An 11,725-nucleotide genomic window follows, 5' to 3' on the forward strand; every position below is an offset into this window, starting at 1 on the left:
CACCGGCGACTGGTTCGCCTGATTTACATAGTCGCGAACATGCCGATCGCCGCGACGCCCATCACCAAAGTCGTCAGCCAACCGACCGCCTTCATCGGGCGCGACAGCGTAAAGCTGCCCATCACGTCGTTGCGGCTCGCCATCAGCAACATCATCGCCATGATCGGCACCGCGACGACGCCGTTGAGCACCGCGCTGTAGAACAGCGCCTTGACCGGATCGAGCGACGTGAAGTTCATCGCCGCCCCGACCAGCGTCGCCCCCGCGATCACTCCGTAGAAAGCCTTCGCCCGGCCGACCTTGCGCGCCAGCCCGACGTGGGTGCCCAGCGTCTCGCCCACCGCATAGGCCGTCGAGCTCGCCAGCACCGGCAGGGCCAGCAGCCCGGTGCCGATGATCCCCAGCGCGAAGATCAGGAACACGTACGGCCCGGCGATCGGGCGCAGCGCCTCAGCCGCCTGGGCCGACGTCTCGATGTCGGTGATCCCCTGCGCGTGCAGCGTCGCCGCCGTGGTCAGGATGATGAACAGCGCCACCAGATTTGAAAAGCCCATGCCGATATAGGTGTCCCAGCGGATGCGCCTGAACTCGGTCGGCGCCTGCTCCGGCGCGCGGTTGAGCGGCACCGCGCCTTTGCGCTCCTTGACCTCCTCGACCTCCTCCTCGGCCTGCCAGAAGAACAGGTAAGGGCTGATCGTCGTCCCGAGGATCGCGACGACGACGGTGAGATAACCCGCGGTCAGCGTGATGTGCGGCACCACCAGCCGCAGCGCCACCTCGCCCCAGGGAATGTGCACGGTCAGCGCCACCCCGACATAGGCGAACAGCGACAGCGTCAGCCACTTCAGCACCGAGACGTAGCGCGAGTAGCGCACGAAGGTTTCCAGCGTCAGCGACAGCAGCGCGAACCCCGCCACCCACAGCAGGTGCGGCCCGCCGACGACCAGCTTCAACGCCGCCGCCATCGCGCCCAGGTCGGCGCCGATGTTGATGGTGTTAGCGACGATCAGCAGCGAAATCAGCGTGTACAGAACCGGGCGCGGATAGTGCCGCTTGAGATTGCCCGCGATGCCGCGTCCGGTCACCCGGCCGATCCGCGCGCTGATCTCCTGGATCGCGCACATCAGCGGCCAGCTGAACAGCATGACCCAGCCGAGATTATAGCCGAACTGCGCCCCCGCCTGCGAATAGGTGGCGATGCCGCTGGGATCGTCGTCCGAGGCGCCGGTGATCAGTCCCGGCCCGAGCACCGACAACAGCCTGGGCCGCGTCGGCTGCTTGACCGCGCCCGGTGAATTGGCGGCGGCGGGCAGCTCGGCATCGGCCATGGTCAAGTCCCTCGCGGCGTCGGATCGTTTCGCACCCATAGCGCAGATCCGCGTGAGCGACAGCGTGCCAGATGCCTAAGCGCTTACGAGGGCACCGCTGGCGAGACCCCGGCGCGGCTGCTCAGACGGTGCAGGCAGCGAGAACCCGCACCGCGACGGACATTGCGCCCATCTCAGGCGTCGATCGACTCCGCCTCGACCTGAGCCGCGCTGGCCTGGATGAAGGCGAAGCGGTGTTCCGGGTTACGCCCCATCAGCCGCTCGACGAGGTCGTTGACCGACGCCTTCTCGTCATAGTCGGTCGGCAACGTCACCTTGAGCAGCGTCCGCTTGGCCGGGTCCATCGTCGTCTCGCGCAGTTGCGAGGCGGCCATCTCGCCGAGGCCCTTGAAGCGACCGACCTCGACCTTGGCGCGGTTGCCCTTGAACAGGGTGCGCAGCAGCTCCTCGCGGTGGGCGTCGTCGCGGGCGTAGGCGACGGTGCCACCCTGCGCCATGCGGTACAGCGGCGGCTGGGCGACGAACAAATGGCCGTCGCGGACCAGCCCCGGCATCTCCTGGAAGAAGAACGTCATCAGCAGCGTCGCGATGTGCGCGCCGTCGACATCGGCGTCGGTCATGATGACGACGCGCTCGTAGCGCAGCGCCGCCGGCTGATACTGGGCCCGCGTGCCGCAGCCGAGTGCCAGGATCAGGTCGCCGATCTCGACGTTCGCGCCGATCTTGGCGGCATTGGCGCTGGCGACGTTGAGGATCTTGCCGCGAATCGGCAGCACCGCCTGGGTGTTGCGGTCGCGCGCCTGCTTGGCCGAGCCGCCGGCCGAATCGCCCTCGACGATGAACAGCTCGGTGCCGGTCGCATCGGCGCGGGTGCAGTCGGTCAGCTTGCCGGGCAGGCGAAGGTTGCGCTTGTTGACCGCGGTCTTGCGCTTGGTCGCCAGGTCGGCGCGGCGCCGCAGCCGCTCGTCCATGCGCTCGAGCACGAAGCCGAGCAGCGCTCGCCCGCGCTCCTGCTGGTCGGACAGCCAATGGTCGAAATGGTCGCGCACCGCATTCTCAACCAGTCGCGCCGCCTCGGGGCTGGTCAGCCGGTCCTTGGTCTGGCTCTGGAACTGCGGCTCCCGGATGAACAGCGACAGCATGATCTCGGCACCCGTCATGACGTCCTCGGGCGCTGCCTCGTCGGCCTTCTTCTGCTTGATCAGCCCGGCAAAGCCCTTGATCCCCTTGAACAGGGCGGCGCGCAGCCCGGCCTCGTGGGTGCCGCCGTCGGGGGTCGGGATGGTGTTGCAATAATAGCTGGCCGAGCCCTCGCCGTACAACGGCCAGGCCACCGCCCATTCGACCGCGCCCTGCGAGACACCGTGCTCGTTTAGCGGCAGGTCGGCGCGACCCTCGAACAGTTGCGGCGTCACCAGGTCGCGATCGCCGAGCTGCTCGCGCAGATGGTCGGCAAGGCCGCCGGGAAACTGGAAGCTGGCGGTCGCGGGCGTGTCGTCGACGATAAGCTCCGGCGCGCACCGCCAGCGGATCTCGACGCCGCGAAACAGATAGGCCTTCGATCGCGCCAGCCGGTATAGCCGCGCCGGCTTGAAGCGCGCCTCCGCCCCGAAGATCTCGGGATCGGGCATGAAGGCGATCGTCGTTCCGCGCCGGTTCGGCACCGCGCCGAGCTTCTCCAGCGGCGTCGTCGGGAAGCCGCGCGAAAAGCTCTGGCGGAACAGCTCGCGGTTGCGCGCCACCTCGACGGTCAGCCGCACGCTCAGCGCGTTGACCACCGAGACGCCGACGCCGTGCAGGCCGCCGCTGGTCGCATAGGCCTTGCCGCTGAACTTGCCGCCCGAGTGGAGCATGGTCATGATGACCTCCAGCGCCGACTTGTCGGGATAGCGCGGATGGGCGTCGACCGGGATGCCGCGACCGTTGTCGGTGATGCTCAGGCTCTGGTCGGCCTCCAGCACAACCTCGATTCGCGTCGCGAAACCGGCAACGGCCTCGTCCATGGCATTGTCGAGGACTTCGGCGGCTAGGTGGTGGAGGGCACGCTCGTCGACGCCGCCGATGTACATGCCGGGGCGGCGGCGCACTGGCTCCAGCCCTTCGAGCACCTCGATATGGCTGGCATCATAGTCGGTCGACGGTGTGGAAGCGGCAAACAGGTCACTCATGACCTCCTTCTAGGACGGTGTGCGGCTTCGCGCAAAATGCTTGTCCCCCTGCCGAAATGGCTGAAATGCGTGGTTTGTACGGTGGAGCACCGAAAAAGTTGAACGGTCGTGCAGATTGTTGTTGCAAATCGCTTTGCTGCAGTGCACAACAATCAGGCCAATATGGCGATCCTCCCCAAGGATTTTACTAGAGGCCGGTAGTTCGCTACCGGCCTCTTTTTTCATTCCCTGTCCTCGCGCTCAGCCTTTTACGGCGCTGTAATGCGTGTTGCTGGAAATCCACATAGCTTCACAATGTGTGACTGCCGTAATCAGCAGTTGTGCAACGCACAAAAGCTTGGCACTTTTGGTTCAACAAGACTGCCGTGAACCACGGATGCCCGAGCGGGTGCACAGATCAGCACGATGACCCGCCGGCACAGCCGCGCGGGCGAGCAGGGAGTGGTCAACAATGAAGATCTCGAACCGTGGCGTAAGCCTTTTCGCGCTTTCGGCAGCAATGCTGCTGGGCAACGTCGGCCATGCGCAGGAAGCTGCAGCACCGGCACCGGCTATCACGATCACCGGCACCGCAGCGTTCGTCACCGACTATCGCTTCCGCGGCGTCTCGCTCAGCGACCGCGATATCGCGGGCCAGGCGAGCATCACCGCAACTCATTCCTCGGGCCTGTTCGTCGGCATCTGGGGCTCCAGCATCGACCCGATCGGCGCGACCGCGACCTCGAACGGTTCGTCGCAGGAGATCGACCTTACCGCCGGTTTCTCCAAGGCGTTCGGCGCGATCACCCCGACCGTCGGCGTCATCGGCTACGTTTACCCGGGCGGCCATGACGTCGCCTATTACGAGCCCTTCGTCTCGGTCGCCGGTGCCGTCGGCCCGCTTTCGGTGACGCTCGGCGCGAACTATGCCCCGAACCAGGGCAACACCGCCGAGGACAACATCTATGTCTACGGCCTCGGCGCGATCGGCATTCCCAACTCGCCGATCACCGTCAAGGCGTCGGTCGGCTATGAAAATGGCGCCTTCGACTACGGCTCCAGCAGCAAGATCGACTACATGGTCGGTGCCGACTTCAAGTATAAGTTCCTGACCGTCGGCGTGCAGTACATCGGCAACAACCTCGACCGGAACAGCTTCGCCTCCTCGCACAACCGCAAGGACGGCGTCGTCGCGAGCGTAACCGCAGCGTTCTAGTCGCAGCGCGGCCGCGCATAGCGAAACGAGTGCCCTTGCACTCGCCGAGCTATGCGCGGACTCGCGCAAGACCGGCCGGCGAGCAGGTCCTTCGACCGCTCGTCCGACGCCAGCACGGGCTTTGCCCGTGCCCTCCCTTGCCACCCGTCATCCCGGCGAAGGCCGGGACCCATCACGCCCGACCTCCGACAACCGCCCGACTCTCCGCCCCCTCCTGCAGCAGCCTGAGAGAATGGGTCCCGGCCTACGCCGGGATGACGCCTACCCTGAGGTTCGCCGCTGTTGCCGCGTCATCTGCGCTCGCGCTCCCGCCCCGCCTTCAAACCGCCGTTCCCCGGTGCCATATAGCGTCGATGGCCGCCGCCTCACCCTGCATCCAGCATTGCGCCATCGACCCGTCGAGCGGCTGGTGTCTCGGCTGCGCCCGGACCATCGACGAGATCATCGCCTGGCCGAACGCCAGCGAGGCCGAGCGGCTGGCGATCCTCGACAAGCTGCCCCAGCGCGCCGCCGCGAGACCGGAGGGCATCCGTGTCGTTGAAGCTTAGCGTCCTCGACCAGTCCCAAATCCCGGCCTGGCTAACGGAAAACCCGCAGGTCGGGACGCCGGGCAAGGTCCGTGCCGGGATCGAGGCGGCCGCGGTCGAGTACGGCCCCGACGAGGTCATGCCGGTCAACATCCTCCACGACCACCAGGCCCGCCGCCACAGCTATGAGCTGGTCGCCGACAGTTTCGCCACGGTCGCGGCGGCGGCTTGACCCAGGTCCGCTTCGACGGAGTCGGGAAGCGCTACGGCGCGGTGGCGGCGCTGTCGGACGTCGACCTCGATATCGCCAGCGGCAGTTTCGTCGCGCTGGTCGGCGGCTCGGGCTCCGGCAAGACGACGCTGCTCAAAACCGTCAACCGGCTGGTCGTGCCCGATTCGGGCGCCGTCCTGATCGACGGAACCGACGTCGCGGCGCAGCCGGCGGCCGAACTGCGCCGCCGGATCGGCTATGTCTTCCAGGGCATCGGCCTGTTCCCGCACCTTAGCATCAGCGCGAACATCGCCGTGGTGCCGCGCCTGCTCGGCTGGGACGGTGCGCGCATCGCGGCGCGCACCAGCGAGTTGCTCGACCTGATCGACCTGCCCCGCGACGTCGCCGACCGCAGGCCGGCGCAGCTGTCCGGCGGCCAGCGCCAGCGTGTCGGCTTCGCCCGGGCGCTCGCGGCAGGGCCGAAGCTGATGCTGCTCGACGAGCCGTTCGGCGCCCTCGACCCGTTGACCCGTGACGCCCTCGCCACGCGCTACCGGGCGCTCCACGACGAACTCGGCATGACCAGTCTGATGGTCACCCACGACGTGCAGGAGGCGCTGCTCCTCGCCGACCGGATCATCGTCCTGCGCACCGGTGCGGTGGTTGCCGACGCCACGCCTGCGGAACTGCTCGCCGGTCACCCCGACCCGCAGGTTGCCGAGATGATCGCCGTCCCGCGCCGCCAGGCCGAGCGCATCGCGGCCTTGCGATGAACTGGCCGCTGCTCCTCGAGCGCCTGTCCGCGCACATCGCCCTCAGCGCCGCCGCGCTTGGACTGGCGCTGCTGATCGCGCTGCCGCTGGTCGCTCTGATGCTGGCGCGGCGGCGCAGCCGGGGGCCGGTGCTCGGGGTGGCCTCGCTGATCCAGACCATCCCGGCCCTCGCCCTGCTGGCGCTATTCTATCCGCTGCTGCTCGCGCTGCGCCAGGCCAGCGGGATCGACCTGCCGGTGCTCGGCTTCCTGCCGGCACTGTTGGCGCTGACGCTCTACGCCCTGCTGCCGATCCTGCGCGGCGCGGTGACTGGCCTGACCGGCGTCGATGCCGACGTGATCGAGGCCGCCGACGGGCTCGGCATGACACGCGCCCAGCGCCTGCTGCAGGTCGAGCTGCCCCTCGCCGCGCCGGTGATCATGGCGGGTGTCCGCACCGCTGCGGTGTGGACGATCGGCGCGGCGACGCTCGCTACCCCGGTCGGCGCGACGAGCCTCGGCGACTTCATCTTTAGCGGCTTGCAGACCGAGGACTGGGTCGCCGTCGCCACCGGCTGCATCGCCGCTGCCGCACTGGCGATCGCGGTGGACCTGCTGCTCGCCAGCATCGAGCACGGCCTCGCCAAGGGCTCACGCGCCCGGATCATTGCCGGCGCGGCGGGCCTCGCACTGATCGGTGTCCTTGCGGTCGCCGGTGCGCACCGCTCAACCGCCGCGCATCCGGTCGTCGTCGGGGCCAAGAACTTCTCCGAGCAGTACATCCTCGCCGAGCTCATCTCGGACCGGCTGAAAGCGCGCGGCTATGCGGTCGAGCAGCGCAGCGGGCTCGGCTCGGCGGTGGCGTTCCGGGCGCTCGCGGCGGGCGATATCGACGTCTATGTCGACTATGCCGGGACGCTGGCGACGACCATCCTGAAGCGCGACGACAACCCCGCCTTGCCCGAACTGATCCGAGACCTGCAGGGCCGCAGCCATGTCGGCGTCGTCGGCCCGCTGGGTTTCGAGAACGCCTATGTCCTCGCCATGCGCCGCGACACCGCCGAGCGCCTCGGCGTCAAGTCGATCGCCGACCTGGCGCGCGTGTCCGGCCGGCTGACCCTGGGTTCCGACATAGAGTTCCAGACCCGGCCGGAGTGGCGCGCCGTCGTCACCGCCTATGGCCTGCGCTTCGGGCATGCCCGCGCCTATGAGCCGACCTTCATGTACCGCGCGCTGGCGAGCGGCACCGCCGACGTCATCTCCGCCTTCTCCAGCGACGGGCGGATCGCGGCGCAAGGCCTGGTCGTGCTGGCCGATCCGCGCCACGCCATTCCGGGCTATGACGCGCTGCTGCTGGTCTCGCCCCGCCGTCGTGCCGATGCCGAATTCCTCGCCAGCCTGCGCCCGCTGGTCGGCAGCGTCCCGGTCGACCGGATGCGCGCCGCCAACCTCGCGGTCGACCGTGACGCCGACAAGCTGACGCCGAAGGCTGCGGCGGCGATGCTGGAGACGCGCTCGACGATGAGCAAGTAAGCCGGAAGCGGCTTTTTCGCGCTAATTTTGTGCCGAAAGCGCAAGTCTAACTCAACACATGTACCATATCGGCACGTCATTCTCAAGCGCTGCTTCTTCCTGCTCCCCTCCCGGAACGGGAGGGGCCGGGGGTGGGTCTTCCACGAGGTCGGCAGGCGGAGTTCATGCCAAGTCCCACCCCCGTCCCCTCCCGTTCCGGGAGGGGGGCAGTTAAATCAACGCAGCCGAATTCAGCGCACCTTCGCCGGCGCCAGCACCAAGGTCCATTTCCCCGGCCCCGGCAGGAACGGCGCCAGGCGGCCCTCCAGCCAGTCGCGATGCCCGGCGAGGTAATAGGGCGACAGCGGATTGCCCGCCTCGCCGCCGGGCATGTGCATCAGGCCCTGCGCCTCATGGCCGGGCGACACGGCGAAGCGCTCGCTGGGTCCGAAACCCGGGCTCTTGGCGCGCGGCACGCCGCTGTCGCCGTTCTGCGCCATCTCCGGCGGGTCGGTCAGCAGCCCCAGCAACGGGATCGCGTTCGCCAGCGGATGATGCACCCCGGCGACGTTGAACGCACCCCAGGTGAACGCCGCCAGCCCGCCGCCGGCCTTGTCGACCGCAGCCGCAACGTTGCCCAACGCCTTGGCCTCAACCGCATCCCAGCTGGCGAAACCCGGCGGCACCAGCGCGGCCGGGCGTGCGCGGAGCAGGCGGCGCATCGGGCCGTCGGACTGGCCGCCGGCATAGCTGCGGCGTCCCTCGCTGCCCTCCGGCGTGCCGACATAGGCGGCATAGACCAGGTTCATCGTCTCGGTGCGGAACTTGGCGATCAGGAGGTAGCCGACCGACCCGGCGTCGGCGTGGCCGTTCCAGTCGCGGACATAGGGGATCATGCCGCCCAGCTTCGGGTCGCCCCTGCCGTTGCCCAAGACGCGCAGCAGCTCCGCCTGCCAGAAGCGGTTGCGGTCGCTCTGGTCGTCGAGCTGGATCGACAGCATGTCGCGCGGCGTGAACCTGTCGTGCGCCAGCAGCCGGTCGCGGATGCGGGCGGCGCGCGCTCCGCTATCATAGCCGCTGTCGCCGAGCAGCGCATACGCCGCACCGCCGACGACCCGCGAATTGGCGGTCCAGATGCGCCCGCCGGCAGGGTTCATCACGACCGGGATCCGGTCGTCGGGCAGATAGCCGTGCCAGCCGCGGCTGCCATCGGCCCAGCTTGCCGGCCAGCGTCCGTCAATGCCGAAGCGAGCCGGCACGCGGCCGATGATCGTCCAGGCGATGTTGCCCGCCGAGTCGCCGACGACGAAGTTCTGCTGCGGAATCGCGGCACCGTGCGCGATGGCGACCGCCTCGGTCACCGTCGCCGCATGTTCGAGCGCCAGCAGCGCGCTGAGCCCCGCCGCACCCGGATCATGCGCCGACCAGCGCTCGACGACGCGCCGGCCATCCGGCAGGCGATCGGTGACCGGGCCCCAGATGCTCTCCTCGACGATCATCGTCGAGCAATCGGCATGGACGCACAGGCGCTCGGGGGTCCGCACCAGCTTTCGCGGGCCAGCGGGCGTGGCATAGGACAGTGGATCGCCCGGCACGGCGTCGAGGATCACCGCGTCATGGGTGTCGATATAGGCGTCGGTGAACCCCCAGGCGATGTGGCCGTTGCTGCCCGCAACGATCGTCGAGCCGCCTGGCAGCGTCACGCCGTTGGTGGTGAAGCCGCCCGGCCCAGTCTGCACCAGCCGGGCGCGGTACCAGATGTTGGGCAGCGCGTTGCTGAGGTGCATGTCGTTGGCGACCAGCGCCGCGCCGGTCGCGGTCAGGCTGCCTGCGACCGCCCAATTGTTGCTGCCCTTGATCGGCACCTCGTCGACGCCCTGCCCTGGGGCCGCCGGCGTGTCGGGGCCATAGCGCACCGGCATCGGCGGCTCGGGCAGCGTCGATCCGTCGATCGGCGCGTCGAGCTCGGACCCGGACGGGAACAGGAAGTCGCCCATCGCATGGCCACCACGCGCCCCTGCCCTGGCTCGCGCCAGTTCGTCGCCGGGGTTGATGCCCTGCAGGTCGAGGTACATCGCATAGACGACCAGCAGCGAATCCTCCGCCCGCCACGGCTGCGGCTTGCCCCGCAGCAGCAGATATTCGAAGGGCGCGGCCCCCAGGTCGCCGAGGCCGTGGTTGACCCCGGCGGTATAGGCGTCCTGCACGGCGCGCTCGGGCGCCGGCATCGCCGCCAGCGCCGCCTCGGCCCGGGCGCGGAAGCGGTGGATACGCAGCTTGCGGTCGAGGGCTGCGGTGCTGCCGCCGAACAAGGCGCCGAGTTCGCCGGCGGCGGCGCGACGCAGCTGATCCATCTCGAAAAAGCGTTCCTGGCCGTGGAGATAGCCGAGCGCGAAAGCGAGGTCGTGGCGGTTCGCGGCGGTGATCGTCGGGATGCCCGCCGCGTCGCGGACGATCGTCACCGGGGCGTTCAGACCCGCGAGCTGCAGTCGCCCGTCGAGCCGCGCCGTGCTGTTCGCCACCAGAACAGCCCGGCGGCGAGGATCACCAGCAGGACCAGCAGCGCCAGCGCACCCAGCAGATAGCGCGGCCAGCGCCGCCGTCCGCCCGTCCTGCCCAGCCCGCCCGCACCGCTCATGATCTTCTCCCCGCCGGTCCATAAGGCAGTCCGGCGAGACATTGGCAAGACGATCACCACTTGCGCTTCGTCGCACAATTGACGACGAGTCGATCAAAGCACTTGGGGGCCGGGAAAAATGGACGAACTGGGACAAGCGACTGTCCGGCGGGTGGCGCTGAAACTGATGCCGCTGCTCGGGCTGACCTACATGGTCGCCTATATCGACCGGCAGAACGTTTCCTACGCCAAGCTCCAGATGGTCAGCGACCTCGGGCTCAGCGAAGCCGCCTACGGCCTCGGCGCGGCGCTGTTCTTCATCGGCTATTTCCTGTTCGAGGTGCCGAGCAACCTGATCATGGAGAAGGTCGGCGCGCCGCGCTGGTTCGCCCGGATCATGCTGAGCTGGGGTATCGTCACCATCCTGCTCGGCTTCACCAACAGCCCGACGATGTTCTACATCCTGCGCTTCCTGCTCGGCGCGGCGGAGGCAGGGTTCTTTCCCGGCGTGCTGTACGCGCTGACCCTGTGGTTTCCGCAGGCGCACCGGGCGCGGGCGATCGGCTCGTTCATGCTGGCCAGCGCCGTCGCCAATGCGGTCGGCGCGGCGATCGGCGGCATGCTGCTCGATCTCGACGGCGCGGCGGGCCTCAGGGGTTGGCAATGGGTGTTCCTGGCGACCGGTATCCCGGCGCTGCTGCTGGTGCCGGTGCTGCTGGCGAAGCTGCCGGTCGGCCCGGCCAAGGCATCGTGGCTGAGCGACGAGCAGAAGAACTGGCTGACCGGCGTGCTCGATGCCGAGCGCGCCGCGGCACCGCCCTCGAAGCATGAGAACCCGTTGCGCGCGCTGACCGATCCGCGCGTCTTGATGCTGTGCGCCGCCTATGTCGGGTTTCCGCTCGCGGCTTACGGGCTGAGCTATTGGCTGCCGACCATCGTCAAGGGCTTCGGCGTGTCGAACACGGTCAACGGCTTCCTCAACGTCATCCCCTGGACGCTGGTCGGGCTGGCGCTGTTCTATGTGCCGCGCCACGCTGCGAAATTCCACGATCAGCGCTGGCATATCGCCGGGCCGGCGCTGATCGCGGCGCTGTTCCTGCTGCTCAGCGTCATCGTGCCCGGCGCGCCGCTGCAGTTCGCCATGCTGTGCATCGCCGCCCCCGCGATCTTTGCCGGGCAGCCGGTGTTCTGGAGCCTGCCGCCGCGCTTCCTGACCGGCGCCAGCGCCGCTGCCGGGTTCGCCGCGATCAACTCGGTCGGCAATCTTGGCGGCTTCGTCGCACAGACCGTGGTGCCGCGTATCCGCGACTCGACCGGCAGCGACCTGACGCCGATGCTGTTCCTGTCCGCCTGCCTGGTGGTTGCCGCGGTGGCGGTGCTGTTCGTCGAGCGGCGGCTGCCCCGTCCGGTCTGACG

The 11,725-nt window shown here is 68.6% G+C and carries 10 protein-coding genes; 6 read left to right on the forward strand and 4 right to left on the reverse strand.

Going from position 1 to position 11,725, the window contains the following annotated elements; translation table 11 throughout:
• Positions 1 to 23: 23 nt before the first annotated feature.
• Positions 24 to 1,328, reverse strand: a complete 1,305-nt coding sequence (locus ACOFKW_RS02465) for an NRAMP family divalent metal transporter (RefSeq protein ID WP_419815771.1) — start codon at positions 1,326 to 1,328, stop codon at positions 24 to 26.
• A gap of 173 nt (positions 1,329 to 1,501) precedes the next feature.
• The gene (gene parE / locus ACOFKW_RS02470) at positions 1,502 to 3,496 is read right to left on the reverse strand and encodes a DNA topoisomerase IV subunit B (protein ID WP_419815772.1); all 1,995 of its coding nucleotides are present in this window, start codon (positions 3,494 to 3,496) and stop codon (positions 1,502 to 1,504) included.
• A 451-nt stretch (positions 3,497 to 3,947) separates the two neighbouring features.
• Here parE and ACOFKW_RS02475 point away from each other — a divergent pair, with 451 nt between their 5' ends.
• From ACOFKW_RS02475 to ACOFKW_RS02495, 5 genes are all read left to right on the forward strand, one after another.
• Complete coding sequence (locus ACOFKW_RS02475; protein WP_419815773.1) at positions 3,948 to 4,691, forward strand: TorF family putative porin; 744 nt, start codon at positions 3,948 to 3,950, stop codon at positions 4,689 to 4,691.
• A gap of 353 nt (positions 4,692 to 5,044) precedes the next feature.
• On the forward strand, positions 5,045 to 5,239 hold the full coding sequence (locus ACOFKW_RS02480; RefSeq protein ID WP_419815774.1) for a DUF1289 domain-containing protein: 195 nt from the start codon (positions 5,045 to 5,047) through the stop codon (positions 5,237 to 5,239).
• Positions 5,223 to 5,450, forward strand: a complete 228-nt coding sequence (locus ACOFKW_RS02485; protein ID WP_419815775.1) for a hypothetical protein — start codon at positions 5,223 to 5,225, stop codon at positions 5,448 to 5,450. Before ACOFKW_RS02480 ends, ACOFKW_RS02485 begins: the two co-directional genes overlap by 17 nt.
• Entirely contained in the window at positions 5,447 to 6,202 is a 756-nt protein-coding gene (locus ACOFKW_RS02490; RefSeq protein ID WP_419815776.1) for an ATP-binding cassette domain-containing protein, read from the forward strand. Before ACOFKW_RS02485 ends, ACOFKW_RS02490 begins: the two co-directional genes overlap by 4 nt.
• Positions 6,199 to 7,713: an ABC transporter permease/substrate-binding protein gene (locus ACOFKW_RS02495; protein ID WP_419815777.1), complete on the forward strand. Its 1,515-nt coding sequence runs from the start codon at positions 6,199 to 6,201 to the stop codon at positions 7,711 to 7,713. The genes ACOFKW_RS02490 and ACOFKW_RS02495 overlap by 4 nt, the downstream gene beginning before the upstream one ends.
• 230 nt (positions 7,714 to 7,943) lie before the next feature.
• Here the strand turns inward: ACOFKW_RS02495 and ACOFKW_RS02500 are convergent, their stop codons facing one another.
• Positions 7,944 to 10,214: a penicillin acylase family protein gene (locus tag ACOFKW_RS02500; protein WP_419815778.1), complete on the reverse strand. Its 2,271-nt coding sequence runs from the start codon at positions 10,212 to 10,214 to the stop codon at positions 7,944 to 7,946.
• The gene (locus tag ACOFKW_RS02505) at positions 10,163 to 10,330 is read right to left on the reverse strand and encodes a hypothetical protein (RefSeq protein WP_419815779.1); all 168 of its coding nucleotides are present in this window, start codon (positions 10,328 to 10,330) and stop codon (positions 10,163 to 10,165) included. The genes ACOFKW_RS02500 and ACOFKW_RS02505 overlap by 52 nt, the downstream gene beginning before the upstream one ends.
• A gap of 151 nt (positions 10,331 to 10,481) precedes the next feature.
• On the opposite strand from ACOFKW_RS02505, the gene ACOFKW_RS02510 reads away from it, so the two are divergent.
• Positions 10,482 to 11,723, forward strand: a complete 1,242-nt coding sequence (locus tag ACOFKW_RS02510; protein ID WP_419815780.1) for an MFS transporter — start codon at positions 10,482 to 10,484, stop codon at positions 11,721 to 11,723.
• Positions 11,724 to 11,725 lie beyond the last annotated feature (2 nt).

It is taken from the genome of Glacieibacterium sp. (genome assembly GCF_965200405.1).
Classification (GTDB): Bacteria; Pseudomonadota; Alphaproteobacteria; order Sphingomonadales; family Sphingomonadaceae; genus Glacieibacterium.